This is a genomic window from Nocardia pseudovaccinii NBRC 100343 (assembly GCF_001613225.1).
Lineage (GTDB): Bacteria > Actinomycetota > Actinomycetes > Mycobacteriales > Mycobacteriaceae > Nocardia > Nocardia pseudovaccinii.
In genome coordinates, this window is record NZ_BDBY01000248.1 from 1 (window position 1) to 26,883 (window position 26,883).

At 64.4% G+C, this 26,883-nt stretch carries 21 protein-coding genes and 1 pseudogene; 12 read left to right on the forward strand and 10 right to left on the reverse strand.

All coding sequences use genetic code 11. From position 1 onward, the window contains the following. The 4 genes and pseudogenes from NP3_RS49335 to NP3_RS30750 form a co-directional block, all read left to right on the forward strand. A pseudogene (locus NP3_RS49335) lies at window positions 1-417 on the forward strand (arylsulfatase); the annotation flags it as partial. Between the two features lie 45 nt (window positions 418-462). Continuing rightward, window positions 463-1,371 (forward strand): formylglycine-generating enzyme family protein, encoded by a 909-nt coding sequence (locus tag NP3_RS30740; protein ID WP_063045117.1) that lies wholly within the window; start codon window positions 463-465, stop codon window positions 1,369-1,371. Between the two features lie 766 nt (window positions 1,372-2,137). Next, entirely contained in the window at window positions 2,138-2,467 is a 330-nt protein-coding gene (locus NP3_RS30745) for an ArsR/SmtB family transcription factor (RefSeq protein WP_063045104.1), read from the forward strand. Next, window positions 2,467-3,177, forward strand: a complete 711-nt coding sequence (locus tag NP3_RS30750; protein ID WP_063045118.1) for a cation efflux transmembrane domain-containing protein — start codon at window positions 2,467-2,469, stop codon at window positions 3,175-3,177. Before NP3_RS30745 ends, NP3_RS30750 begins: the two co-directional genes overlap by 1 nt. A gap of 185 nt (window positions 3,178-3,362) precedes the next feature. On the opposite strand, the gene NP3_RS30755 is transcribed toward NP3_RS30750, so the two are convergent. Continuing rightward, window positions 3,363-4,310 carry an FkbM family methyltransferase gene (locus tag NP3_RS30755; RefSeq protein ID WP_169814607.1) on the reverse strand — a complete coding sequence of 316 codons (948 nt, stop codon included), beginning with the start codon at window positions 4,308-4,310 and terminating at the stop codon, window positions 3,363-3,365. 415 nt (window positions 4,311-4,725) lie between these two features. On the opposite strand from NP3_RS30755, the gene NP3_RS30760 reads away from it, so the two are divergent. From NP3_RS30760 to NP3_RS30770, 3 genes are all read left to right on the forward strand, one after another. Next, on the forward strand, window positions 4,726-5,817 hold the full coding sequence (locus NP3_RS30760) for an acyl-CoA synthetase family protein (protein WP_063045106.1): 1,092 nt from the start codon (window positions 4,726-4,728) through the stop codon (window positions 5,815-5,817). Further along, entirely contained in the window at window positions 5,817-7,196 is a 1,380-nt protein-coding gene (locus tag NP3_RS30765) for an aldehyde dehydrogenase family protein (protein WP_063045107.1), read from the forward strand. Before NP3_RS30760 ends, NP3_RS30765 begins: the two co-directional genes overlap by 1 nt. A 110-nt stretch (window positions 7,197-7,306) precedes the next feature. After that, a complete protein-coding gene (locus tag NP3_RS30770; protein WP_245721184.1) occupies window positions 7,307-8,347 on the forward strand; it encodes a fatty acid desaturase family protein in 1,041 nt (346 codons plus the stop codon). Here NP3_RS30770 and NP3_RS30775 read toward each other — a convergent pair. Further along, window positions 8,344-9,480: a helix-turn-helix transcriptional regulator gene (locus NP3_RS30775; RefSeq protein ID WP_169814608.1), complete on the reverse strand. Its 1,137-nt coding sequence runs from the start codon at window positions 9,478-9,480 to the stop codon at window positions 8,344-8,346. The two genes, NP3_RS30770 and NP3_RS30775, sit on opposite strands and share 4 nt — an antisense overlap. A 237-nt stretch (window positions 9,481-9,717) precedes the next feature. Between NP3_RS30775 and NP3_RS47135 the strand changes: the two genes are divergently transcribed. Further along, window positions 9,718-11,931 (forward strand): glycoside hydrolase domain-containing protein, encoded by a 2,214-nt coding sequence (locus tag NP3_RS47135; RefSeq protein ID WP_084509201.1) that lies wholly within the window; start codon window positions 9,718-9,720, stop codon window positions 11,929-11,931. Window positions 11,932-11,997: 66 nt separating this feature from the next. On the opposite strand, the gene NP3_RS30790 is transcribed toward NP3_RS47135, so the two are convergent. Both NP3_RS30790 and NP3_RS48335 read right to left on the reverse strand, forming a co-directional pair. Continuing rightward, entirely contained in the window at window positions 11,998-12,480 is a 483-nt protein-coding gene (locus NP3_RS30790) for a hypothetical protein (protein ID WP_063045109.1), read from the reverse strand. Window positions 12,481-12,571: 91 nt separating this feature from the next. Further along, on the reverse strand, window positions 12,572-12,733 hold the full coding sequence (locus NP3_RS48335; RefSeq protein WP_157124663.1) for a hypothetical protein: 162 nt from the start codon (window positions 12,731-12,733) through the stop codon (window positions 12,572-12,574). Window positions 12,734-12,876: 143 nt separating this feature from the next. Between NP3_RS48335 and NP3_RS30795 the strand changes: the two genes are divergently transcribed. Beyond that, window positions 12,877-17,049, forward strand: coding sequence for an nSTAND1 domain-containing NTPase (locus NP3_RS30795; RefSeq protein ID WP_063045110.1), 4,173 nt, complete (start codon window positions 12,877-12,879; stop codon window positions 17,047-17,049). Further along, window positions 17,046-17,930: a DUF4231 domain-containing protein gene (locus NP3_RS30800; protein ID WP_063045111.1), complete on the forward strand. Its 885-nt coding sequence runs from the start codon at window positions 17,046-17,048 to the stop codon at window positions 17,928-17,930. The genes NP3_RS30795 and NP3_RS30800 overlap by 4 nt, the downstream gene beginning before the upstream one ends. A gap of 4 nt (window positions 17,931-17,934) precedes the next feature. Here NP3_RS30800 and NP3_RS30805 read toward each other — a convergent pair whose 3' ends face one another. The 4 genes from NP3_RS30805 to NP3_RS30820 form a co-directional block, all read right to left on the reverse strand. Next, window positions 17,935-19,380, reverse strand: coding sequence for a M6 family metalloprotease domain-containing protein (locus NP3_RS30805; protein ID WP_063045112.1), 1,446 nt, complete (start codon window positions 19,378-19,380; stop codon window positions 17,935-17,937). A 213-nt stretch (window positions 19,381-19,593) separates the two neighbouring features. Beyond that, window positions 19,594-20,586, reverse strand: coding sequence for a TIGR03557 family F420-dependent LLM class oxidoreductase (locus tag NP3_RS30810; protein ID WP_063045113.1), 993 nt, complete (start codon window positions 20,584-20,586; stop codon window positions 19,594-19,596). A gap of 67 nt (window positions 20,587-20,653) precedes the next feature. Then, a complete protein-coding gene (locus NP3_RS30815; protein ID WP_063045121.1) occupies window positions 20,654-21,127 on the reverse strand; it encodes a CinA family protein in 474 nt (157 codons plus the stop codon). Window positions 21,128-21,312: 185 nt separating this feature from the next. Beyond that, window positions 21,313-22,092, reverse strand: coding sequence for an enoyl-CoA hydratase-related protein (locus NP3_RS30820; protein ID WP_063045114.1), 780 nt, complete (start codon window positions 22,090-22,092; stop codon window positions 21,313-21,315). A gap of 277 nt (window positions 22,093-22,369) precedes the next feature. Here NP3_RS30820 and NP3_RS30825 point away from each other — a divergent pair, with 277 nt between their 5' ends. Continuing rightward, a complete protein-coding gene (locus NP3_RS30825; RefSeq protein ID WP_157124664.1) occupies window positions 22,370-22,618 on the forward strand; it encodes a hypothetical protein in 249 nt (82 codons plus the stop codon). Between the two features lie 47 nt (window positions 22,619-22,665). Here NP3_RS30825 and NP3_RS30830 read toward each other — a convergent pair whose 3' ends face one another. Together NP3_RS30830 and NP3_RS30835 are read right to left on the reverse strand one after the other, a co-directional pair. Further along, window positions 22,666-23,859, reverse strand: coding sequence for a L,D-transpeptidase (locus NP3_RS30830; protein ID WP_063045116.1), 1,194 nt, complete (start codon window positions 23,857-23,859; stop codon window positions 22,666-22,668). Window positions 23,860-24,081: 222 nt separating this feature from the next. Next, window positions 24,082-24,948, reverse strand: a complete 867-nt coding sequence (locus tag NP3_RS30835) for an SAM-dependent methyltransferase (protein WP_063045122.1) — start codon at window positions 24,946-24,948, stop codon at window positions 24,082-24,084. Between the two features lie 309 nt (window positions 24,949-25,257). On the opposite strand from NP3_RS30835, the gene NP3_RS30840 reads away from it, so the two are divergent. Beyond that, window positions 25,258-26,883 (forward strand): hypothetical protein (locus NP3_RS30840; RefSeq protein WP_218024966.1); only part of this gene is annotated, 1,626 nt, incomplete at its 3' end.

The window sequence follows — 26,883 nt, forward strand, 5'->3', positions numbered from 1 at the left end:
GGACACACCCTGTACGTCAAGGACGGCCACCTTTGCTACACCTACAACTTCCTCGGTGAGGAAGAGCAGACCATCGTCTCCGATCGAACGGTACCGCTGGGCGACCACATCCTCGGGATCCGGTACGAACGCCGCGGTACCCGCCCCGACAACTTCACACCCACTGGTGAGGCCGTCCTGTATATCGATGAGGACCCGGTCGGCTCACTGGAGGACATGCGGACCCAGCCCATCGTTTTCTCCGGCGTCGGAGAAGGCATCCGCGTCGGCCGCGACAGCGGCCAGTCCGTATCCGCGAGCTACCGCTCACCGTTCCCGTTCACCGGTGGAACGATGCACCAGGTCATCGAGGACGTGAGCGGTAAGCCCTACCAGGACCTGGAAATGGCGGCGGCTGCGGCATTTTCGCGCGATTGAGGCGGGGGTTCCGTGACCGCGATCCGTGAAAATGTCCGGCGAGGCATGGTCTGGATATCCGGCGGCAGCTTCGCGATGGGATCGGAGGACTTCTTCTCCGAGGAGCGTCCGGTGCACCGGGTGCGGGTCGATGAGTTCTGGATCGACCCGCACCCGGTGACCAATGCCGCGTTCCGACGCTTCGTGAAGCAGACCGGATACGTCACCGTCGCCGAACGTAATCCCGCGGCCGAGGACTATCCGGACACCGAGCCGGAGAACCTGATTCCGGGCGCACTGGTATTCCAGCCCACCAGGGGACCAGTGCCATTGGACAACTGGCGCCGATGGTGGCGGTATGTGCCGGGCGCGTGCTGGCGCCATCCGCGCGGACCCGGCAGCACACTCGACGGACTCGACCGCCATCCGGTCACCCAGGTCGCCTTCGAGGATGCGGCGGCATACGCGGCCTGGGTCGGCAAACAGCTGCCGACCGAGGCCGAATGGGAGTACGCCGCCCGCGGCGGACTGGATGGGGCCACCTACGCCTGGGGAGACGAGTTCGAACCCACCGGCCGTCATATGGCCAACATCTGGGTCGGCGCGTTTCCGTGGCAATTCCACCCCGGCCGAGGACAGACCGGGAGACCGGGCACCACGACGGTCGGCACCTATTCACCGAACGGCTACGGTCTGCACGACATGACCGGCAACGTGTGGGAATGGACCGTGGACTACTTCCGCCCTGAACACCCGGCACCGACCTGCTGTGCCCCACGCAACCCGCACGTGGCCGCCCCCGAACCAACAGCGGCGCAACGTTTTCCGCGCCGCGTCATCAAGGGCGGATCGTATCTGTGCGCGGCCGACTACTGCCTCAGGTACCGGCCCGCTGCTCGACAGGGGCAGACCGAGGACACCGCTACCTGCCACATCGGCTTCCGGTGCGTCGTGCGCGACGCACCGGAAGCGTGAAGCGGTCTCAGATGCACCAGACGACACTACCCAGAGGGAAACATATCGCGACAGATCCTCCTCCGGCCGGAGTGGCGGCGGAAGTCGAGTCGGCAGAAGCTGCGGGAGCTGCGAGGACGAGCAGGGGCAAGGCCATAACAGTCGCGGCAGCGGTCTTTATTTTCTTGGACATTTTGCATCCTTCAACTAAATGCTGAATCGAGGAATTGTTCTCGACATCTCCGTAATCGCCCTGTTGGGCTGATGCGTGCCCGCGGTCTGTTAGACGTGGGCCACTGGATTCGGTGATGTCGGCCAGGACCGAGCTTTGTGACGTCCGTATGCTCGGCCACGCTGCCGAGCCGCTGGATTCGGTTGTGAATGTGTCACCCGCCGAATCGGCTGCTGTTACCCGATTCGTTGCTCGGTGAAGCGCGCACGATTTACCCCCGACCGGAGTGCGTATTCCGACTGGCCGACGGCTGCGCCATCGACCGAACCGGACAGGACACCTCCTGGTACCGCTGAAAGGCGTCGAAGACAGCTTACCGCTGGCTATCCGGCAAATCAGCCCGAACGAGAACATTTAGAAGATAACTATCCTGTTAATGGCCGGTCAGGCATAACTTCTCACGCCCCACTGCCGTCTCCTTCGACAGATTCTGCGATTGGGCGTTCACGGACACGACCGGTTCGGGCTTGTGCGCGTCGTCCGCGATCGGCTGGCGACACCGCAGACAACAGTTCAGACTTTTATGAATACATCAGAATCTGTATCGTCTGGGGTGTGGAGACCTTGCCGCACCGTGACGCGCTGGCCCGCTTCGGTCACGCGTTGTCGGATCCGACCCGCACCCAGATTCTGCTGAGCCTGCGCACCGGGTCGGCCTATCCGTCGGAATTGGCCGACCGAATCGGGGTTTCGCGGCAGATCCTGTCCAACCATCTGGCCTGTCTGCGCGGCTGCGGCCTGGTCGTGGCGGTTCCCGAGGGGCGGCGCAGCCGCTACGAATTAGCTGATCGCCGCATCCGACACGCCCTCGACGATCTCCTAGGCCTGGTTCTCGCGGTAGATCCGGCCTGCTGCCCGGCCGCCGACAACGAGGAGTGCCGCTGATGTCGCAATCGTTGGGCATGCCGTCGGTTCCGTCGGTGGTGGCGCTCTCGGGTTCGCCGCGGCGGAATGCGGTGCTGTCGCGGCGGATCCGCTGGTTCGTCGTCGCGACCATCTCCTACAACGTGATCGAGGCGGGCATCGCCCTGACCGAGGGCACCCGTGTCTCCTCGACCGCGTTGATCGGATTCGGACTCGATTCGGTGATCGAGGTATCCTCGGCCGTGGCGCTTGCCTGGCAATTCGCCAGTCGCGACCCGCGCAAGCGCGAGAAGACCGCACTGCGGATCATCGCGCTGTCCTTCTTCGCCCTCGCGCTCTATATCACCGCCGACTCGGTTGGCGGCCTGCTCGGCATCGGCGAAACCCAGCATTCCCCGATCGGAATCGGATTGGCCGCAACAAGTTTGGTAGTCATGCCGGTGCTGTCTTGGGCTCAGCGCCGCGCGGGGCGCGAACTCGGCTCCGCCTCCGCCGTCGCCGACTCGAAACAGACCTTGCTCTGCACCTACCTTTCGGCGGTCTTGCTCGTCGGGTTGCTGCTCAACAGCCTATTCGGCTGGTCCTGGGCCGACCCGATCGCAGCCCTCGTCATCGCCGCAATCGCGGTCAAGGAAGGCGTCAACGCCTGGCGCGGCGACACCTGCTGTCCCACAACCCAATTCAGCGCCGACGCCGCCCAGCCCGGCAGCCCCGACTGCGGGTGCCACTAGTAACTGGCGGTGCCCAATCCTGCGCTATTCGTCGGTGGGACAGCCTTTTCTGGGCGTGATGCCTTGCGGCGCTCGGCGATGTAGTGGCCAGTCGTAGGACGGGTGGGTCGCATCGCTGCACCGCGACGATCCTCGTCGTCGGTGTGAGCCATGGCCGACTGAGCACCGGGCGTGATCGGCGGAACTCAGCTTTCGGCGGCGCGAGTGAGTAGTAGATCGATCTGCCGGGGCAAGGGCCCGGTGGCCAGCGCGGACGGGAGTGGGTGTCGCAGCATGACCGGAATGTCCTCCGGCGCGTAAGAGTTCTGGATCCGACAGGCATGAAACCCGTTGTCCATGAACGGTTTCAGAATCGTTTCCACGTCGTGACCGGCGATGTCGAGCCAGTGGGGAGTGACTTCGACGATAATCTCGCAGTCCTCGCGCAGCCGAGGGATCGAGGTGGCGAGCTGGGTGAGGACTGTGCCTTCGGCGCCTTCGACATCCACTTTGATGATTCGGGCGTTCTCCAGGTCGCCCGGGTGCAGCATCTGGGCCAGTAGCAGGCCGGGAACGGTGACCGTGGACTGGTAGGTGTCGGGGCGGATCGTCGTGGTGGCGCCGGTGTTTGCGTGCGGGGTGTAGAGAGTCACCGTGCCCGGTTCGGTGGTGATGGCGGCTTGGACGACGCGGACGTTGCCGATGTTGTTGAGCGCCAGGTTCGCTAGCAGCTGTTCGTGTGCCGCGGGCTCGATCGCGATGACGTATCCGGTGCGGCCGACGAGTCGTGCCGCGAGCACGGCATACCACCCGCAGGCGGATCCGATGTCGATGAATCCGTCGCCTCGCTGCAGACGGGAGGCGACGAGCCTGGAAATGCAAGCCTCCCAACAGCCGTGAATGTAGATCGCGCGGGCAATGAAGTCGCTGGTCGTCGGGACCAGGAACCGCTGGCCGTATCGGGTGCGCACTGTTTTGGGTGGCCGTGGTCTCTGCTGGAGACCGACGTCGAGCCATTCCCGCAAGAGCCTCTGTTTGACGGCGATTCCTGGACCATATCGGACCCACCAGCGGGCGGCGACGAGCAGCGGCGGCCAGGGCGGTGGTCTGAGCACGGTTTGTTGCCACGGGGGAGGAGTCGAGACGGGATTCACCGCTGTGACGGTATCGGCGGTCGCGCGGGGTCGTCGAGCGATTTCGCGACAGTCTCTACCTGGTCGATGCAGGTCCGGTGCCGTCCGCGACCGTTTCGGCCTGTCGGTCATCGGCAGACCGGTGTGTGAGCCTCGCGTGTGCCTATGGCGACGATCGGGTGGCCGGTCGTGACGGCAGCGCAGGCAATGACCAACTGGCGAACCCCAGGTCAAAACTGTTGCAGCAGCCGCGATTCCGCCTAGTTGGAGCACGCGACGCCCCTCTGGCGTCCGTGGTGATCCCTGCAAGCCCGACAGGTGGTTTCGATCGGGGGATCGAACCGGGTCGGTCGCCGGTTTGGCGGCCGTCAGGCACGGCAGGATTGCCCCATTCGAGCGAAATGCCCCGATTCGGGCTTTATCTGGAGGCCGCTAAGTGCTCCCTGAAATTTTGGACCTCTCCCGTCGCGAACTCGCGACAACCAACGCGGACGACTATATCCGTGCCCTCATGCATTGGCATTTCAGCGAAGATACGGGCAGCCCGTTCTGGCTGCGGCGTGCGAAGATGCTCGATTTCGATCCGCTCTCCGATGTGCGGACCTTCAGCGATCTGAGCCTATTTCCCAATGTCGTCAACGAATTCCGCGCGGTGCCCGTCGAGGATATGATTCCGCGCGGGCTGACCGGTGCGGATCGAGTCATCGCCGGGATCTACGAAAGCGGCGGCACCACCGGTGATCCGAAGCGTTTCGTGATGTTCGACCGGTGGATGGACTTCGCGCTGGGCTGGGACGAGCACCACTACACCGGAATCGGTGACGGGAATGTGCTCGCGGTGACGCCGAGTGGGCCGCATATGTTCGGAGAGTTCGCCGAGCGCCGGGCACGCAGGCACAACGGTGTTAAGTTCACCGTGGATCTCGACCCACGGTGGATCAAACAGATGATCGGCCGCGGCGACACGGCCGACACCGAACGCTACGCCGATCACATCGTCGACCAGGCAGCCCACCTGCTGGCGACACAGTCGATCGGCATCCTCATCACCACACCGCCGATCCTCGAACGGATCGCGCAGCGCGATGACTTGGTCGACCTCGTGCGCGAGAAGATCCGATTCATCTGCTGGAGCGGTGCCCATATGGATGCGGATTCACGGAATATGTTCCGCCACGACATCTTTCCCGGCATTCCACTCAAAGGTCTCTACGGCAGTACCACAATCCTGGGCATGTCGCGCGAACGTGACGAGGAGCGGCCGGACGGGCTGGCGGTCTTCGACACACCCAGCCCCTATATCGCGTTCCGTGTCGTCGACGCGGCAACCGGCGCCGAAGTGAACTACGGCGAGCGTGGACAGGTCGTGATGAACCATCTCACCAAATACGCACTGCTGCCGAACAACCTGGAACGCGACATCGCACTGAAGGTCGAGCCGCCGACGGGCACACTCGGTTGTTCGGTCGCCGACGTCGGACCGGTGCGAACTTTCGACGACGTCGAGGTCATCGAGGGGGTGTACTGATGGGCGAGTTCATCCAGATCGACGCGCTCGGCCCGGACGGCGCCTACCGCGCACACGCCCGTAAGCCGCTGATCACCGTGTCCGGCGACCAGATCGGTGAGATCAGTCAGGTCCCGCCCCTCTACGTGCGGCGCACCATGGCGGCAATGCGCAAAGCACCGATCATGCCCGTGAACGCGCGCTCGTCGGCCCTGCAGCGCGCCGCCGATCTCTTCCTGCACGGCGTCATCGACGGTCTGGACCCCAGCGATTACACGCGTCTGGTCTCGGTCACCTCCGGTGTGCCGCTGGCCGTCGTGCATCAGGCGGTGCATTGGGTCGCCGACGTGCTGCGCGAGCAGTCCGCAACCGTCGAGCTCGCCATGCCCAGAGGAGCCGTGCGCGACTGGCACGATGAACAGACCAGCGCGGGCTCGGCCGTCTGGACTCGCAAAGGAGACCTGTTCGCCGTGCACGCCGCGGGCAATACGCCTGCGGTGCACGGACTTTGGCCCGAAGCGCTCACGCTGGGATACAAGGTCGCGGTACGACCGTCCACCCGTGAACCGTTCACGGCTTTTCGCTTGGTCAGCGCCTTACGCGCGGCCGGGTTCCCGCCGGACGTCGTCACGTTGCTTCCGACCGATTACGCGGCCGCCGACGTCATCTTGGCCGAAGCGGACTTCTCGATCGTCTACGGCGGAGACGACGTGGTCGACAAGTACGGCACCAACCCCCGAGTGCTGACTCAAGGCCCCGGACGATCCAAGATCCTGGTCACCTCGGATGTGGATTGGCGCGACCATATCGAGTTGATCGCCGACTCGGTGAGCCACCTCGGCGGCACCGCATGCACATGCGCGACCGCGGTGCTCGTCGAGGGCGACCCGGAACCCCTGGCCCGAGCGCTGGCCGAAGTGCTCGACCGGATTCCGAGCCTGCCCGCCGACGATCCGGCCGCGATCCTGACCGTGCAGCCCACCGAGGCCGTGGTGGCGATCGACGCCTACCTGCACAAGGTGGCGGGCGACGCGCACCCGATCCTCGGCGGTGACACCATCGTCGACGAGCTCGATACCGGTGGTGCGGTCCTGCGCCCTTCGGTACACCTCGTCGCGGACAGCACCGCGGCACAACTAAATGTCGAACTGCCGTTCCCCTGCGTCTGGGTCGGCCCGTGGTCGGCGTCGGATGGCGTTGCGCCGCTGAAGAACTCACTGGTATTGACCGCGATGACCCAGCGACGGCAGTTGATCGAAGCGCTCCTCGACGAGCCGACGATCACCAACCTGTACCTCGGCGACAACCCGACCACCTGGCTGCGCCCGGGCGTACCCCACGACAGCTATCTCGCCGAATTCCTGATGCGTACCAAAGGCATGATCCGTTCCGGAGTATGACTGCCACATCGACCCCGAGCGTTCGGGCTGTGTGGGGCTGTTGTTCGGTTGACACCGGTAGGTTTGCGGATAACCTTCGCAGCCGGTGATGTATCGATAGGGCCCAACGCGTGACATTGACCCAGACCGACCCGCGTGTCGAGCCCGACCGGACAGCGGACCGGGGCAGCGACTACGCCAGGCTGTCTCGCCGAGTGCGACAAGCGGGACTGCTGAACCGGCGGCTGCGGTACTACGGCTGGCGGATCGCGGTCACGGTGGCGGCGCTGGCGGCGGGATGGACGGCGTTCGTTCTCATCGGCGACTCGTGGTGGCAGCTGGGCACGGCGGTGTTTCTGGCCGTGATCTTCGCTCAGTTCGCCTTCCTCGGCCACGATGCCGGGCATCAGCAGATCTTTCGCACCCGGCGGGCCAACCAGCTGTTCGGCATGATCTGCGGAAATCTCGGCATCGGGTTGAGCATCGGCTGGTGGGTCGGCAATCACAATCGCCACCACGCGAACCCCAACACCGAGGGCGCCGACCCCGACATCATGGGCGTGCTGGCGCATTCCAGTGTGCGGGCGCGGGCCGGCCGTGGCATCCGGCGGCTGATATTCCGGTACCAGGCATGGCTGTTTTTCCCGATGCTGTTCCTCGAGGCGGGCAGCCTGCACACCGCCAGTGTTCGAGCCCTTGTGCGGCGATCGACGCCGTACTGGGGCCGGGAGGCCGTGCTGCTGGGCGCCCACGTGGCCTTATATCTGTCCGCGGTGTTCCTCGTGCTGTCTCCGGCTAAGGCAATTGTCTTCATCGCGGTGCAGCAAGGCCTGTTCGGGTTCTACATGGGGTGCACCTTCGCGCCCAACCACAAAGGGATGGCCGTATTGCCGACTCCCGGTTCAACCGACTTCCTGCGCCGTCAAGTGCTCACGTCCCGCAATGTCCGTGGCGGGTGGCTGACCGACGCCGCCCTCGGTGGCCTGAACTACCAGATCGAGCACCATCTTTTCCCGTCGATGCCCCGGTCCAACCTGCGCCGAGCCCAACCGCTGGTCGTCGCGTTCTGCGCCGAAATCGGTGTTCCCTATTGCCAGACCAGCCTTCTGGGCTCATACAGCCAGGCGCTGCGTCACCTGCACACGGTCGGTCGGTCCGCGGGCGCGGCCTAATCCTCGCGGTGTTCGATGAACTGACCGGTTCCGGACAGCACAGCAGTCAGCACCCGAACCAGTTCGGCCTGTCGATGCGTACCGGTCTTCTCGAAGACGCGTTGCAGATGTGTGCGCACGGTGTTCGCCGATACCGCCAGTTCTTCCGCGATCGACCGCAGGCCTTCGCCGCGTAATGCCGCCGCCGCGACGCGCGCTTCGGCTCCGGTCAACCCGTACAGTTGCCGCAGCGCCTTCGGTCCTCCCGGAATTTCGTGATCCGGGTCGACGATGACGACGAGCGCCGCCGATGTGTACTCCTCCGGGCAGCTGACCTTCGGATCCAGTGGTAACACCAGCAGTGCGTACGAGCTGCGACCGCTGTCGCGGGGAATGAGGGTGCGCCCGCCGCCGTAGGGCCCATACTTGCGGACTGCCGAATCGATCATGGCGCGCATCCCGACTGCTGTTCGGCTGTCCGATGATTCGAGGTGCCCGCGGCGTCCTATTCCGAGACCGTCGCGCGATTCCAGGATCGACAACGCCGCCGGGTTCGCATAGCTGATAGCGCCACAACTGGACACGATCACCAGCCCGTTCCGATGCGCGTCGAGCACGGCGATCGCCAGGCTGTATTCGTTGCGCGCGTCCGTCAAACAGGACTGCACGTTCAGCGCGTTGCGCAGATGCGGGAGCAGCAGGCGCATTGTCGATGTCGCCTGTGATCGGTCGAGATTGCGGCTCCCATCGGGATACACCCCGATCCAGGATGTGCTGGCGCCACTGGTGAGGAGTGTGAGTATCCCGTTGCCGAGCCGATGCGGCACCATCCAGTCGCAGAAGAACGGATGCCGGTGCAGGTAGTCCGGCCCGAGCAGCTCTTCGCACGTCGTAATGACACCGGCGGGTTGATGTTCGAGCGCATTCGCGATCGGATCGATTCGCCAGTATCGGGTGTTGTAACTGTGGCGCAGATCGTCCGCACCGAGTGAAGAGGCGGTCATCCGTCGGCTACCAGATGCCGAGACGACCAAGCCGCCGCGGTGCGCGCCCAGCGCCGTGACAATATCGTGCACCGCCTTCGGCCAGTCAGCCGGATGCAGCGCCGCACGGTTGATTCGCGCGACGATCGCGGAGAACCTCTCGACTGTCATCGGCATATGAAATGACCTGCGACACAAGAGAAACGGCAATCATCCTGGGGTGGATCATAGGTCTTCGGGAGGCGCTTCACACGAGTAGTCCGACACTCGATTCCATTGTCCCGAATGTCGTCGACGAGGACCGCTTTTTCATCGGTTTGGATGACGAACCGCGCGACGAGCCCTGCTCTACTCGTTTGGGCAACTGCTTCGCAGCCGGTCGGCTACGACTTCTCGGAGGGGAACGACATGACCAGGTACTGGCCTTTGGCGCGTGGCCGCATCGTCACTTCTCGATTCGGTCCCCGCGACGACGGCTTCCACTGGGGTGTCGATCTCGGCTGGCCGGGCGGCAGCGGCGGATTACCCGTATACGCGGTCCAAGCCGGCACGGTGGTATTCGCGGGTCCGGCCTCCGGGTTCGGCGGACCCGACCCGGCCGGCTGGGTCGTCCTGGACCATCCCGCCGAAGACGGCGGCGGCACGACCGTGTACGGACACGTGATTCGCGAAGTCGCGGTCGGTGACCGGGTCGAAGCCGGGCAGCGGATCGCCCGCATCAACCCCGATTCCGCATCCAACGGCGGCGTCGCCCCGCACTTGCACCTCGAGTGGCATCGGCATGTGTGGGTGCCTCCCGGGTCGGACCGGCTCGACCCGCTGCCGCTGCTGGCCGAAGCCGCAGACCCGCCACCCTCGACCAATGGAGTTTCCCGCATGTCCACCGCAGTTGATTTCGCCGCGCGTTTCATCGATCCCGACGCCATCAAGGCAGCCGGACACAGTGCTGTCATGGTCTACGTGTCGCCGAGCAGACCGGGATCAAGTTTCGGCGCCAAGCCGGTGACCAGGGAATATGCAGACAGTGTGCAGGCAGCCGGGCTCGACGTCGTTTCGATATGGCAGTACGGCAAGCCCGGTAACCCACAGGCGCCTTCGGACTGGACCACAGGCTACGACGGCGGGCATCGGATGGGCCTTCAGGCCAGGGAAATCCATACCGCCGCCGGTGGGCACGACCGGTGCCCGATCTTCTTCGCGGTGGACGAGGACATTTCGCTGGACCAATGGAACGACGCGGCGGTCAACTTCTTCCGTGGCGTCAACGACGCGATCGGGCGGGAGTGGACCGGAGTCTACGGCTCGTCCAAGGTATGCGCCTGGGCCATCCAAGACGGTGTGCTCGGCCGGACTTCCGAAGGCCGGTTCTGGGCCTGGCAGACGCGTGCGTGGTCCGGCAATCGGCTCGACACACCCGAGGCCGTCCTCTATCAGCGCGTCATCGATACCGCATCCAATCCCGGCCCCGTCATCGACGGTAGCTCGGTCGACGTCAACGACATCTTGGCTACCGACTTCGGGCAATGGTCCATCCAACGCACTCAGGCACAAGGAGAACACGCCGTGAACGCCCCCGTATTCACCGAATTGGACAGAATGGGAAACTCCCGGTCGGAGCGCTGGGGGGCTCGAATCACGAACTTCTTGCTGCACACCCAGGAAGGCGACGGCACGGCCGAATCGCTGGCGGCGTACCTCAACAACGCGGCCAACGGCGCCTCGTATCACTACACGCTGCGCAATGGAATCGTCTGCGATGTCGTCGATACGAACTACGCGTCGTGGTCGGTCCTGGATGCCAACGCGCAGACGATCAATCTCTGCTTCGCGGGCAGCCGGGCGGCATGGTCGAGGGACGAATGGATTGCCATCGACGAAGACCTCCGGATAGCCGCCTGGCTGGCTGTTCAGGACGCGAAGAAGTACGGCTTCGCCACCGATGTCATCGCTCCGCCATATACGCGGCGCGACGGCATCTCCGACCACAAATATGTGACGGAATGCCTGGGGATCGGCACCCATACCGATGTCGGCCCGAACTTCCCGTGGGATGTCTTCGAAGGCCACGTCCGAGAGTTCTCCGGTGCCGCGCCGGCCGGAGAAATCGATGCGAAGGCGGCGGCTTCGCCATGGCTGGGGCCGCGGCTCGGTACCAACGGCGAAATGAAGACAGCCGACGGCGTCGGTCGATTCGCTCAATTCAAGAACGGATACGTCTACTGGCATCCCTCCACCGGGGCACATCCGATCCCATCGTCGTTGTTCGACAAGTTTGCCGAAACTGGTTGGGAAGCAGGGCCTTTGGGGTATCCGATCACCGACAATGCAGTGCTGCGCGATCCGAAGGACGTGGAATGGGGCGAGGTGGAGGGTTTCCAGAACGGGGCGCTCTACCACCGCAACGGCCGACCGGTGTACTGGGTGCACGGCGAAATCCGTGACCGATGGAATCGGAGCGGATTCGAGAACGGACCCCTCGGCTGGCCGACATCCGACGAAATCCCCTTCGACACCGGGAGCTACCAGGAGTTCGAAAACGGCCGGATCTACTGGACACCGAAACAGACCCTCGCTCTTCGGTCGGTCAACGGAAATGAAGAGCCGTTGCCCGATGGTCCCTGAGACGTCCGGATTCCATCCATCGATCGGGCCGGTAATCGCCGAAAGCGATTACCGGTCCGATCGGGCTCAAAGAGCCGTGAACCTACCGAATCCCGAGGAAATGGTGATGGCGAGACCGCCTGCGGTGGCGAGCGCGACGATCTGGCCTGCTCCGGTGAACACCGGCACCGGCGCCGGGGCGCAGGCGCAGGGCTGCTGCGCCGTTTCCCGATCCGCCACGTCGACCACACCGACTGCTCCGGTCGTCAGGTTCGACCACTGGATCCGGGCGTGGGAGTCGAGCATGATGCTACCGCCGAAGGGGCCGGGATTGGCGACACCGAAGGTGGTGACTCCGGGTTGGTCGCCGATGGTCGCCGTCAAATAGATGCTGAATTGCGTTGGAATACCCCCTGTTTGGGAAATCTTCACGAGCGGGAGCTGGAACGTGGTCGTCGCCGCGGCGCTGGCGACCGTGTGCTGCCCCAGCACCAGCGCACTCACCATCGCACCGACGAAACCCAGCTCGGCACGCACGCCGGTAGCCCGGCGAACCCCGTTGTTCGTCACTAGCCCTCCTCATAGTCGATTCCGGCCTGCATCGATGCCTGCGAGGCGATGAAATGATCGCACGACATGACCCGTTGCCACGCTGACCGCATCACTGCGAGTGGCGCCCCAGACGGATGACCACATCGAGCAGCAGCACTGCCGCGGCCACCGCGAGCATCACCGCCACGCCCGAATGGCCGTCGGCGCGACCGTACTCGATCGCCAACCCGACGATCAGCACCGCGGCCGTGAATAGCAGGCTCCGCTTCACCGATGCCAGTGTGACGGACCGCGGCGGTATCGAGTAGCGCGATACTCGCGTGCGGCGGTTTGTTCGAGCGCAGGATTTTCGTATGACGCTTGCGGTATACGACGCGCGCTTCCATCGGGGTATATGCACGGTGGTTTAGGGCGATGTCCAGGGTGTTTCTGAGTCACTCCAGCCGGGACGATCGTGCAGCGATCGCACTCAAGGCATGGTTGACCGAGGCCGATCCCGGCCTCGTCGGCGAGATATTCCTCGATCTGGACCGGCAGACCGGAATTCCGGTGGGCGTGCGGTGGAAAGACGCGCTGCGCCGCGCGAGCGATCGGTGCGAAGCGGTTATCTGTCTGGTCTCCGATAATTGGGACGCATCGCACGAATGCAAGGTCGAATACCGCCACGCCGAGGATCTGAACAAACCGATCTTCGCGGCAAGGTTGCAGCCTTTGACCGGCCGAGATATCACCAGCGAATGGCAACGCTGCGACCTGTTCGGTGACGGTCCGAAAACGGAGATCGCCGTGGACGGTGCGTCGCCGCCGGTGCAATTCAGCACCGATGGCCTGTTGCGACTCCGGGACGGCTTGCGCGCGGCCGGCATCGGGGCGGACACCTTTGCCTGGCCGCCGCCGGAGGAACCGGACCGCGCACCATATCGTGGCTGGCAGCCACTGGAACAGGTAGACGCCGCCGTCTATTTCGGGCGCGACACACAGATCGGCCGCGCGCTGAATGCGATACGGGGAATGCGTAATTCCGGCGATGGTCGAATGTTCGTCATACTCGGGCCGTCGGGCGTCGGTAAATCGTCGTTCCTGCGGGCGGGCATGCTGCCGCGCCTGCATCGCGATGACCGGCATTTCCTGCCGATGGGCATCGTCCGACCGCAACGCAACGCGCTCACCGGCGACAGCGGATTCGCGCATTCGATTCACGACCTACGCGACAGCGTGGGGTTGCACGCACCGAGCCTCGGTGCGATCAAGGAGGGAATTTGTGATGCCGCACGGGTGCGCATGTGGCTGACCGAGGCGCAGCAGGCCGCCGAGGATCGCATTATCGATGCGACCGATGACGTGCCACCGACACTCGTATTGCCGATCGACCAGGCCGAGGAACTATTCGGCGTCGACGCGGGTGAGCAGGCGGGTGCCTTCCTCGGTGTACTTGCCGACCTGCTCGGCGCGGACGACGCGCTGCCCATGATCGCGATGGCGACAATTCGCTCCGACCGGTACGAGCCGCTGCAGACCGCGCCGCAGTTGGCTGCCCTGGAGGTTCGCCCGTTCGACGATCTGAAACCCATGCCGCAGGCCCAATTCAAAGAGGTGATCTGCGGGCCCGCTCGTCGGGCACGAGAAGCCGGGAGCAACCTCTCGTTCGCACCCGACCTGGTCGACCGACTGCTCGACGACTGGTCGCGCGGAGTGGATACGCTACCGCTGCTCTCGCTCACCCTGGCCCGGCTCTACCAAGACTACGGCGACGCAGAGATCACGCTCGCGGAGTACGGCGCGATGGGTGGGCTGAGCCGCGTCGTGCAGTGCGAGATCGACGAGATACTGGCCGTGGATTCCCAAGTCCGGCAACGGCAATTGGCGGTTCTGCGGACCGCGTTCGTGCCTTGGCTGGCGACGATCAATCCGGATAACGACCAGCCGATGCGACGCGCCGCGCGCTGGTTCGATCTGCCGTCGGAGAGCCACCCGCTGCTCGAGGCATTCATCGCCAGACGCCTGCTGGCCCGTGACGAGCGCGACGGTGAGGTTGTCGTCGAAGTCACTTTGGAAAGCCTACTGCGACAATGGGATACGCTCGCGGGGTGGCTACGCGAACAGGCCACCGACTTGAAGGGCGCCGACGAGTTGGAACGGGCGGCGCACGCCTGGAAAGCCAATGCGCGCAGCGACGAATGGCTGCTTCCTGGCAGCCGACTCGCCGATGCCGAATCCCTCTCCGCCGAACCGGGATTCCGGGAACGGCTCAACCCGACGCGGGAGTTCCTGCTCGCCTCCCGACGTCGTGAAGACGAACGTGTCGAAGCGGACCTGCGGGCGGCGCGGGAGCGTCAGGAATCCGCGGAAGCGTTGGCGGCAGCAGAAACCCAGGCCAAGGAAAAGGCGCAGGAGTACACCCGGGTGCTGCGGCGGCGCTCGCGAATCCTGCGGGTGGCTTTGGCGTTGGCGGTAGTCGCGGCGTTGGCCGCCGGGTTCTTGTTCGTCGAAGCATCGAAAGCGGAGAAAGAGGCGACCGCGCGCAGCAGGGATGCGACCGCGTTGGCATTGATCGCGAATTCACAACTGATGCTGTCCGATTCGTATCCAGGCGTCAACGACGACGTTCTCGCCATGCAGAATGTGCTGGCCGCGCGCAGCTTTCCGAACCGCAACAACGGCGATCTCCCATTGCTCAGTGCCGTGAATCAGCTACGCAACCTACGCAAGATCATCCCCACCCGCGGTGGCTACGTCCGCAGTCTCGACTTCAGTCCCGACGGCACGCGCATCGTGTCCAGTCATGGTGAAAGTATCCAACTGTGGGACGCCGAGACCTGGAAGCCCATCGGTGAGTTCATGACCGGGCACAAGCTCGAGGTATCGCAGGTCGCGTTTAGTCCCGACGGCAAACGTATCGTGACCGCAGGCTTCGACAAAACGTTGCGGCTGTGGGATGCCGAGTCCCGCCAACCGATCGGCGAGCCGATGGCCGGACACGAATCACAGGTCACCGGCGTCGCGTTCAGCCGGGACGGCCGCCGAATCGTATCGGGCGGTTCGGACAAGACGCTGCGGGTATGGGATACCGAGTCCCGCCAACCGATCGGCGAGCCGATGCGCGGACACGAGAAACAGGTGACGGGCGTCGCGGTCGGCATCGATGACATGGTCGCGTCAGCAAGTCTCGATGGCACGGTTCGACTGTGGGATATCGAATCCCACCAGCAGATCGGCGAGCTGCTGCGTGTACCAGGAGTAACGCTCAGCAGTGTCGCCTTCAGCCAGGACGGCACCCGAATCGCAGCGGGTGGTTCCGATACCACAATCTGGTTGTGGGATGCCCACACCCGCCAGCAGATCGGCGATCCGTTACGCGGCCACGAAGCCGCAATCGAGCGAGTCGTGTTCAGCCGCGACGGCTCCCGGCTCGCCTCGGCAAGCGACGACAAGACGGTGCGGCTGTGGGATACCGCGACAGGCCAGCCGGTCGGGGAACCGTTGGTAGGCCATAAATTCGCGGTCAGCGCGGTCGCCTTTCACCCCGACGGGCAGCGTCTAGTTTCCAGCGGCTTCGACGACACTCTGCGCGAATGGGACCCCGTTGGCGGACAGGTTCTGCGTGGGCATGGTGGGGGAGTTCTCGCCGCAGGATTCAGCCCGGACGGCACTCGGATCGTATCCAGTGGTGTCGATGCGACGGTACGGCAATGGGATTCCCGTACCGGTGCAAGTCTAGCTCCAGTGATTCGGACCGAGGAGGCGCCCGGATGGTACTTGCGCCCCGACGGCACGCAGATCATCACGATCACTTCCACCACGCTGCAGCACTGGGACGTGGCCAGCGGTGCTCCGAGTGGGAACTCGATCGCCATACCGGCAGATACCAAGCGCCTCACAGCCGACGTCGCCAACCGAAAGCTTGCAACGGACAACGGCACCGAAACCCAGATCCGCGACATCGACACGATGCAGCCCATCGGGGTACCGATTCGACAGCCAGCGTTGAACGCCTTCAAATTCAGCCCCGACGGTCGACAACTCGCCACCGGCGGCCTGGACTGGAGTGTGCACCTCTGGGATACGAGTTCGGGCCAGCAGATCGGCAAGGTCCTGAGAGGTCAAGGCTGGGTCAACGATATTGAATTCAGCCGCGACGGCCGCACTCTCGCCGTCGCATACCAAGACAAGACAGTTCGGCTGTGGAATGCGCAGACCGGAGATCCCATCGGCGATCCCATGCGGACCGACGGCTGGGTAAACGACCTCGCGTTCAGCTCTGATGGGCGAACGATCGCCACCGGAGGCGGAGACAGTACCGTGCGTTTGTGGGATGTACAGGAGCGCCGCCAGATCGGTTCCGCCCTCGTGGGACATACCCGACCGGTGACGCATGTGGAGTTCAGCCCCGACGGCAAGAATGTCGTGTCGACGAGCTACGACGGAACCATTCGCGTTTGGCCCATCCCGACCGCATCGACCGAAATCTTGTGCGACAAGATGACCTACAACATGAGCCGGGAAACCTGGAATTCCTGGGTCTCGCCAAAGATCGCCTACCACAAACTATGCCCGAATCTGCCGATCTCCGGTGAGGAGGGCAAATGACAGTAGCTTCCGATGACGAGCTGGTGAATGCCCTGTGGGAGAAGCGGATTCGCTGGTCTCACGCGGCCACCCGGATGAAACTGCGGATCGACCGGCTCCGGCTGACAGTGCTGTGCCTGAGCTGTTGGGGAGCGATCGCGGCCGCATCGACGGCTACGGTGCTAGGGCAGTCCGGGCTGCCCTCGCGCATCGTCGCGGCCACCGGTGCGGCGGCGCTGGCAGGTGCCACCTTCGTCGGAGCACAATTCCTGACCTCGGAAGCGGTCCGGCGGTGGACCCGTGCTCGGGCGGTATCGGAGGGAATGCGGCAGCAGATCTTCAGGTTTCGCGCGATTCCGGGAACGGTCGCGCAGCTTCGGGCCGAGGTCGAAGAGCTCGAACAGGCAGCCGAGGATCTCCTGTGCTTCCTCGACGAGGCGCCGACCCCGGGACCCGCACCCGGGCCGCTGACACCAGAGCAGTATGTGAGTAAACGCGTGGAAGGCCAGATCACCAACTACTACCGCCCGTCCGCGCTACGGCATCGCGCGCGAGCACAATTCCTGCGTCGGGTCGCCGTCGCACTCGGCCTTGTCGCCACGATCGCGGCATCGGTCGATACCGCGGTAAGCGCCGACGCCGCCACCCGAATCGCACCATGGATCGCCGTCCTGACCACACTCAGCGGTTCGCTCGTCGCCTTCCTCGCAAGCAAGCGATACGACTTCTTGGTCGTCAGCTATCTCGCGACCGCAAACCGGCTGCAGCGACTGCTCGACCACTGGCGAACAGCGGGATCTCCGACCGATCCAGCGCGATGGTCGCAATTCGTCGACGACTGTGAGAACGCCATCTCCATCGAAAACGAAAGCTGGCTGGCAAAGTGGGCCGACGCCCGCTGACCGTTCAGGTCATGGTGACGTCGATGGCCATCCGGTCGTCACCGGGTGTGCCCTTGACGGCGATCGTGATGCCCGACCATTTTCCGCCGGGCATGTTCAAGGCCGGGGTGGTGGTCTTGCCGATGGACGTGTTGTCACCGGAGGGATACAGGTCGTTGGCGTCTCCACGGTTCCCACCGCGGAATATCGCGGCCAGGTCCCGTTTGCCGTCGGCCTGCATCAGCTCGATGGCGAGCGCGTCCTCGTCGTTGACATCCGCGATCTCTTCATCGACCACGTAGATCGCGACACCTTGGTCGGGCAGGAATGCGTCCTGACCGGTCTTACGCCGGTATTCCACGGCAATGTACTGACTTTCGCGACGCATCCGTTCGGCGTTCCGAATGAAAACCATGCCGCCGCCTTGCGCGGCAGGTTCGAGCGTGATGTTCTTCGTCGTCTTGGTGACGACGCGAGGCTGTAACCAACCGTGGAACGCGCGGAGCATGCCGTTGGGAAAGACCGGCGTGATGCCGTGATTGCCCCAGCTCCCACCGGCCATCAGGCAATAATCCCCGAGGCCTGCCGACTGGAAGTTCGCGGACTGGGTGGTGTCGTAGTAGTCGGCCCAGCGGGCGGCGAGGTGGCCCCATTCATGGGCGCAGACACCCATATTGCAGTCCTCGGGCACGGTGAGAAATGTCGTGACGGAGAGATCGGTCTCCACCTTTTCACCGTTGCCCGGGATCGCCCACTTCAGGCTCCAGATATCGTCGACAGATCTGGTTTCCTCGGCGCCGCGCCCGGCGTGGACGATGAACAGCGCGGTGACGATCTTCTCGCCGAGTACGTCATAGGGACCGAAGTCGACACCTTCGGCAAGGGCTGCCTTGACGGCGTCCCGGGCCATGCCCGCCGAGTTGCGCGGAAAGCTGTTGCCGGTTCCGGAGTTGCCGTCGGTGTAGAACGACAGCGGATGCGGCATCCGGAACCAGCCGTGCACGGCGCCCTGGATGTCGATACCGGTATCGGCCGCCGCGTCGAAGCCGCTGACCCTGCGGTAGAAGTCGCGCATGCTCCCGGACGGGAAGGTGTCTTCGCTGAACAGCATTGCTTCGTAATAGCCCGGGCCGTGCACAGGATCGTGCGGTTTGTCGGGAAAATCGACGAGCAGCACGATCGTCTGGATTACTCCTTTGAGCTGTACGTCGGGCCGGGTGATCAGTTCCTTGCTTTTGCCCGGTTCGAGCCGGGTCGCGCCGTCGTCGAGACCGACGAGATTTTCGCCGCGTCGACCGGACCGCCAGTATTCGTAGTACTGCTCGAAGGTCATCGTCGCCGGTAGCCGACTTGCGTTCAGGAGTTCGAGATAATGCAGGTAGAGCTGGCTGAACGCCTGCGGGGACAGCGGCACCAGACACGGTGCCGCTTCGCATGTGTGGCGGGGGAGCGGGGACAGCGTGATTCTCATGATTGTGACCCTTGCGTCTGTAGACAAATGCTGTGTCCGCGGCGATGTTCCCCGACGACGCGGATGGGCTCCTCGGAGGAATACCGGAGCAGATTCGAGCGTGCGCTATCGGTGCGAGCTCGTCACGGGTGGTTGACTACCTGATTGCGTTCTCACCGGTACGCGTGCGCAGATAGATTGCCCTACGGTCCTGGGTGGCGGCGTTCGGGACGTTCAGGAATCGGTATCGGCCGCACGCAGTTTCGCCAGTAGCGGTTCGGCCGCCTCGGCAAGGAACCGGTCCTGCTGTTCGTCGCCGATTTCGACCACCGCGATGTCGGTGAAGCCCGCATCCTGGTAGGGCCGCACGGCTGCCACTATGGCGTCGAGATCGGGGCCGCACTGGATCGTCTCGGCGACATCCTGCGGGCGCACGAACTGGGTCGCGGCCGCGAAACTCGCCGGTGTCGGCAGGTTCGAGTTGACATCCCAACCGCCCGCCGACCATCGGAACTGTTCATGAGCGCGCTGAATTGCTTTGTCGCGGTTGGCATCCCAGCTGATCGGCAGTTGCCCGGTCACGCGGGACCGCGCCGCGGCGGAGTCGTTCGCGCGGATGCGATGCCACGACCGAACGAGTTCGGCGTCGGGACTTGTGCTGACCATCTCGTCGGCCAGCGGGGCGAATCGCTGTACCGATCGTGGTCCGGATACCGCGACCGCGATCGGTACCGGCCGATCCGGCAGGTCCCAGACCTTAGCGGCGTCGACTCGATACCACTGGCCGAGTCGGCTGACCGTCCCGCCCGCGTGCAGGTCACGAATGATCCCGATGGCCTCCGCGAGTCGCTCCAGCCGTTCCTCGAGCCCGGGCCAGCCCGCTCCGATGACGTGCTCGTTGAGGCTCTCGCCGCTGCCGAGCCCGAGAGTGAATCGCCCTTCGGCCAGGATCTGCAACGTCGCGGCCTGCTGCGCCACAATCGCCGGGTGGTAGCGCATGGTCGGGCACGTCACGTAGGTCATCAACGGGATGCGCCGTGTCGCCTGTGCGACGGCCCCGAGGGTGGTCCACGCGTTCGGTGCGTGGCCCTGCTCCTCGAGCCATGGTGCGTAGTGGTCGCTGCTGACCAGGAAGTCGAATCCTGCCGCCTCGGCGGCGGCGGCATAGCGGACGAGTTCGCGCGGGCCACTCTGTTCGGTCATCAGTGTGTATCCGAATCGGGTCACTGTCGCTCCTTGGCTCGGCGGTGGATATCGGTGGGCTACCCGTCTGCCGCCTAGTTATCGGTCGCGATCAGCTCGAGGCTTCGCCTATCGCCTCGCACACCATGTCGAGCGCGACTTCAACCGTCCGCCTCAGCACGTCTTCGGGTCCGCCGTCGAAGAGCTCATGCCGCGCCCAGCCCCCATCCTCGGCGTGGACCGCCAGCCATACCGATCCCGCCGGTTCACCGTCCTGGGGATCGGGGCCGCCCACCCCGGTAACCGCCACAGCCACGTCCGCGCCGAGCAGCGCCCGCACGCCGACCGCCATGGCTCGGGCCGCGGTCTCCGACACCACAGGGACCTCGGGAACGCCCAGCACCTGCCGTTTGACATCCGCACTGTAGGCAACCACCGCACCCCGCAACCACTGTGCCGAGTCCGGGGCAGCACCCAATGCCGACGACAACTGCCCGCAGGTCAACGATTCCGCAACCGCCACCGTCCGTCTCGACCGCCGAGCGGCCGCGGCCACTCGGTTCGCACACTCGTCGATTCTGGACATCGAACCCACCCTATCGAGCCCGGCAGCCATTCCCGATAGTTCGCCGCGCAAGTCGATTACACGTTGACGGGGTTCTTGGCCGCCGAATACGACGAGGTCTCCGGGGCGGGCGCTCGACATGCCGCTATCGGCCAAGCCTTTCGGCGGCGTCGGACCAGACGCTGTTGAAGAGTCCCCTGTGGGCGCTAATCGCGCCAGACGGGTGGGCGTTTCGCCAGGAAGGCCGCCATCCCTTCCCGGGCGCCGGGAAGTTGGGCGGCGGCCGCCATGACATCCAGCGCGAGGACGTAGGCATCTGCTTCAGGGCGGTCGAGTTGGCTGTAGAGAGTGCGTTTGCCGAGTGCCTTGCTGGCCCGGCTGCCCCGGGTCGCGCGGGCGAGCAACTCGTCGACGGCCGTGTCCAACTCGGTGTCCGGCACAGCTCGGTTGATCAGGCCCCATTGTTCGGCGGTGCGGGCATCGATCGGGTCGCCGGTGAGGGCCAGTTCCATCAGGCGTTTACGGCCGACGGCGCGCGCCACCGGCACCGCGGGGGTGTGACAGAACCAGCCACCCTTGCCGCCGGGGAGCGCGAACCCGGCCGATTCGGCGGCGACGGCCAGATCGCATGAGGCCACCAGCTGGCAGCCGGCGGCCGTGGCCAGACCGTGCACCCGGGCGATCACCACCTGCGGCACCGACTCGATGGTCGACATGAGCTCGGTGCACAGTGCGAGCAACTCCCGCACGCCGAGCAGGTCGCGGGCGGCCACGTCGGCGAAATCATGTCCCGCGGAGAACACCGGACCGTGCGCCCCGAGCACTATCCCGGTGGCGTCGGTCTCGCCAGCGGCCCGGAAGGAGGCGAGCAGTTCGGCCAGATGCTCGCCTGACAGCGCATTGCGTCGCTCCGGCCGGTTCATGGTGATGCGCACCGTGTCGCCGTCGCGCGCGACCAGCAGATGCTGATACTCCAAGGCGGTCATATCTCCACCGTAGATCCTGATTTCTGCTGAGCAACGAGTTGTCACGTTCTGATCTGTAGCCTCGTTCGCGAATGTGACGGTGTCGGACCGAATGTGAGGTCCACGCTCGTCCCTGGTGGTGGCTTTGCGGATCACTTAGTCGAGGTCACCTCAGCAGTGCCTATCGGCCCACGAGCGTGGGACCAGTGGCCCTGTCTCCGCCACGATCGAGCAAATTACTGTCATCCGACAAAGTCATCCACGAACAAGTCGGCAAGAAGGGTACGAGATGACATCGGTGAGATCGGATAGAGCCAATCCAGACGTCGTTGTCGCCGATGCGATCGAGCACCTCCGACACGACTTTCCCGCTGTCGCCGCCGACGTTCTGCACGCCGCCGCCGCCCGCGCGCGACACGATCTCTGCGACGCCCCTGCGAGTTGGTTGCCAGAGCTCGCCGAGCGGTTGGCGTGGTGGCGACTCGAAACGGCTTCGGGTGGGTTCCGCCGATGGAGTCCGGTCCAGCCAGCGGCAACGGCCCTGTGACGGTCACGACAGGTTCGCGGGGGATCAACCCCTTTTTCTAGTTCGTGTCATGTCGGGGCTCCACCGCGAAGCCAGTCGGACCAGGCGATGCTCCAGTCGCCGTTCTGCCAGATATCGAGGGGGTCGCCACCGGTGTTGCGGACCTCGACCACGTCGCCCGGGATGACGAAGTCGTAGAACCATGCGGCGTCGTTGGGGGAGATGTTGAGACAGCCGTGTGAGACGTTGGTGTTGCCTTGGGCCCACATGGTTGCTGCCAATTCGTGCACGAAGATTCCGTCGTGGCTGATGCGGACCGCGTGGTTGATGCTGGTGCGGTAGCCCCCGGAGCTGGCGGGCAGGCCGTAGCTGGTGGAGTCCATGATCACCGGGTCATTTCGGTCGAGCACGGTGTAGATGCCCGGGCGGGTCCAGAACGACATGGCTCTGCCACCGACGACGGTGGTGCCGCCCTTGCCCATCGATGTGGGCATGGTGCGCACCAGGTTTCCGTTGTCGAACACCTCGATCTGTTTGGTGTCGTCGTCGGCGATCGCGACGTGTGCGGGCCCGATGATCACCGAAACCCGTTGGTCGCGCAGGCCGTAGCGGCCCTCGCCGAGCGCGAGGCCGAAGAGTTCGGCCGCGATCGTGATCCTGGTTCCCGGTACGTAATAGTGCTCCGGCCGCCAGTGTGCGTTCTGATCGTCGAGCCAGTACCAGGCACCGGTGACGGCCGGCTCGGTGGTGACCTTCAGGTGGTGTTCCACGGCCGCCCGATCAACGGGTTCGTCGAAATGTGCGACGAGCACGAAACCTACTCCGTAGGTGTCGTTTTCGGCCAGCTCGACGAGATTGGCGGAGCGCAGAGAGACATCGACCAGCTCTTGCGGTCGCACCATGGTGCAGGTCGACGTCGCGGTGATGTCGCCCGATTCTCCGTGCGCCACGGCTTTCGCGGTGTAGGTGTGTCCGTAGCCGAGTGGTTCGGCACTGGTCCAGGTTCGAAGATCGGGTGTCGATGCGCCCGGCAGTGATCTGCCAGTTTCATCGATCCATTCGACCGACCGCAGCGTCCCGTCGGTGACCGTGATCGTGCCGAGGCTGCGCGCGTCGACATCGTGGGTGCCGGGTGGGGGATCGAATCCGATTGTTGCGGGTTTGGGTGGCGGCGCCGGGTCTCGCACCCACCCGCATCCTGCCAGGGCGAGGCCACCCGCACCGCCGAAACCGATCAGCAACCGACGACGTCCCAATGTCACCGTGCATCTCCCTTCTCCGGGGTGCTGGGCCGACCTCTGTCCGTCAGCATGCGGCAGCTACCCGCCCGCTGTGACACCGACGACCAGGATCTCCACCGATCCGTCGCTCAACCGATACCGTTCCTCGATCGGATCCGGGTGCTCGTAAATCGGTCATCGGCGGTCCGCGAAACACGGACGGTCATGGTCCGGTGGCGCGCAACGGTCAGCCGAAAAGCCAGATCAGGGCCGCACGACGGTGACCAGGCTGATCAATGACCGGTCGGTGGCCGGAGTGCGGCCCATGCCGCGGAGGTAGTCGGTGAGGTAGACGCGCTCACCGGTCCAACCGCGGTCGGTGAACCACTTGGTGACCTCACCACGGGGGTCGTTGTAGATCAACCGCACCCAGTCCGAGCCCGCGTCGTCGTGCTCGACCATCTCGGCGACGGCCTCGGCGGGCAGCGGATCCATCTGCTCGATCGCGACCCGGCTGCCGGGCGCGCTGAGCGAGACGACGGCGTCGAATAGCTGATCCTGCGCAGCCGACGACAGATAGATCAGCAGCCCCTCCACCAGCCACGCGGTCGGCAGGGCAGGGTCGAAGCCGCTGTCGCGCAACGCTTTCGGCCAGTCCTCACGCAGGTCCACCGGCACCTCGTGGCGCTCGGCGATCGGCTGGCGACCAGCCTGCGCGAGAGTTTCGCGCTTGAACTCCAGCACCTGCGGCCGGTCCAGCTCGTAGACGACGGTGCCGTCGGGCCAAGGCAACCGGTACGCGCGGGCGTCGAGGCCCGCCGCGAGGATGACCACCTGCCGGATGCCCACGGCCGCGGCCGCGTGGAGGTAGTCGTCGAAGTACCGGGTGCGGGCGACCTGATGCTGCTGGAACTGAATGCCGAATTCGGGGGTCAGCAACGGATGGGCAGGCACTCGACCGTCGAGCAGGTCGGCCCACTCCCCGCCCGCGGCCCGCACGAAAAGCTCGGCGAACGGGTCCGCCGCCAGCGCGTCGGCCGCGCGGCCGCCCAGCGCGCGAGCCGCCGCGACGAACAACGCCGTAGATCCCACGCTGGTATTGATGTCCCAGGAATCTCCATCGGTGCGCATATTGGCCAACGTAGCGATCGTGGCGAGCCCGGTCATTCCAGTGCACCGCGACAGCGGAAATCCTCCATGAATCGACTACCGCAGCGGCATTTACTCCACCAGAGGTCCGGCAGCGGGTGAAATCCTCTGAGGGAGGGGCGGTGGCGCGCGCCGGAAGGCACGTGGAAGCACGACAGGACCCACTACCGCTGCCGATATCCATCGAAGTACACCACATGAATCCCTCGGTGAGGCCGGGGACATTTGACCTACGCAGTGGCAATGGAAAGTGGGGTTCTGGGCGCAACTGTCAAGTAGTGCGCTACTCGCGTGTCGGACATACAGGAAGCGAAGAATTTTTTCCACCGGGTCGTGACCTGGTTTGCGGTGAAGATCAACGGGCGCTCTTCCGATCGTGGAAGGCTGAAGATGTCAACAGAAGACAATGCCAACAGCCATGAATCGACTGCGGCGGTGGCAGCAGTTGACCGATTCGGTACGGGAATTGCTGGCGATGAGACCGACGCTGCGTCGCTGAACCCCGCACTCGTCGGCGGTGTCGAGCCGAAGGACTATCGGGACGGCAGCGAATCGAGAAGCGCAAGGCTCGCGGATGATGGCAGGGAATCGAAATGGCTCACCGCCGTCGGCATCTTGTTCTGGCCTGTGGTCGGACTCATGGGAATATTGCAAAGCGAGTCCGCTCAGGCGTGGCTTGGCCATCACACACCCTGGGTTGTAGTGGGTTTGGGAGTTCTGATCGCGGTCGTTGTTGTCGCGATTCTTGCGATGTGGTCGAAAAGTCGTGATACGGCCGTGCGGGCGGCTGCTCTCATGCTCGTCGGTTTTCCCGCGATCCTGATCGCCCTTGCCAGCGTGTTGTTCGTGTTGCCACCGCTGTGGCAGTTGAACACCGTTCGGTCGCTGATAGTAGTGATCCTGTTCGTCACTCCTGCGGTGATGTGGTGGCTTTTCCTCGCGGCTCAGCGCGCGAGTCTGCTCAACGAGTTCCTCGCCAACCTTCAGCGGTTGGGGCTGCTGGAGGTGCAGCGGAGTTTCGGGGAGACCGAGGAAGCGCGGAAGACGAGGATCGGTAGTTACCTGCAGAGGTTCGAGGGCACCTATGGTCGTCTGCCGCAGAAGGTGCACGACGATGTCATCGAAAAGCGTTTTCAGCCCTATTCGAGTGAGGAGGCGCGGGGGCAGACACCGATTTCGATTGCGGCTGTGCCTGTTTCGATCGCCGTGGTTCTCCTTGCGGTCGGGTGGTTGCTCACGTTGCCGCCAGTCGATCAGATGCCCTCGGCGACCGATCGGACAGTGTGGGTGCTTGCGTTGACTCCGAACACCACGCCGGTCACCTTCGCGTTCCTCGGTGCCTATTTCTTTTCGATTCAGATGCTGTTCCGCCGCTATGTCCGTTCGGACCTGCGCGGCAGTGCCTATATCGCGGTCGTTATGCGGACAGTCCTTGCTGTTATCGGAATCTGGGTGCTCGAGGGTATCGCCGAGGCCGCGTCGTGGCAGACCTCTCGGTCGCAGATGTTGTTGCTCGGATTCGCCGTCGGCGTTTTTCCGGTGGTGGTGTGGCAGATCATTCGCAGCGTCATGATCAAGGTCTTCCGGTACGCCATGCGCAGCCTGGAGTCGCAGCTGCCTCTTGACGGGCTCGACGGGCTCACCGTATGGCACGAGTCGAGGCTCGAGGAAGAAGATATCGAGAATATTCCGAACATGGCGACCGCCGATGTCGTCGGCCTGCTCGTCAGCACCCGTTTGCCCGCCGACCGTATCGTGGACTGGGTGGATCAGGCGATCCTGTTGACATACTTGGGTCCGGAGCAGGCGAGCGACACCAACAGCAATGGTGCACGTCGCAAACTGGCGCGCCATGGCGTTCGATCGGCGAGCTCGTTGCTGAGCGCAGCAGAGTGTATGAGGATTCGGGGCGAGTTC